We start from the raw sequence: 419 nt of genomic DNA, 5'->3' as shown, positions 1-419 counted from the left end.
GGCAGCAGTCGGCATTGATGAGAGATACGACGGCCTCCACGCCGCCGGGAGCCGTCTGGTCGACGATGATGTAGTCGCAGGTGTTGCCCTGGGACACTGCCGTGGCCTCCTTCTGAAGCAGCGCCACCTTCGCGCCGGCCTCGTGGGCCGAGATGGCGGCGGGCACGCCCGCGGCGCCGGCGCCGATGGCCACGACATCGTAATCGCGGGTGTCGGCGATGTCGGTGATGGGCTCGGGCTTCACGAAGAATGCCGGGGTTCCGTCCCCGGCTGCTGCGGCGGCCTCCCCGGTGGTGGCTACCGGCTGCTGGGGTGCGCAGCCCCCGAGCATGGACATGCCCATGGCGCCCGCGGCGGCCACGCCGCCGATCTTGAACAGGTCTCTGCGAGAAATAGTGCTCATTATTCCCTCCTCGGTG

1 protein-coding gene is annotated in these 419 nt (G+C 69.0%); it reads right to left on the bottom strand.

From position 1 onward, the window contains the following. The coding region (locus NE591_RS12720) for an FAD-binding protein (RefSeq protein ID WP_256156795.1) at positions 1–403 on the bottom strand (403 nt) is incomplete at its 3' end. Between the last annotated feature and the right edge of the window lie 16 nt (positions 404–419).

The sequence above is a fragment of the Adlercreutzia sp. DFI.6.23 genome, assembly GCF_024462535.1.
Taxonomy (GTDB): domain Bacteria; phylum Actinomycetota; class Coriobacteriia; order Coriobacteriales; family Eggerthellaceae; genus Adlercreutzia; species Adlercreutzia rubneri.
Note: the sequence above shows the minus strand (reverse complement) of the source record. Positions and strands in the feature narration are given on the sequence as shown.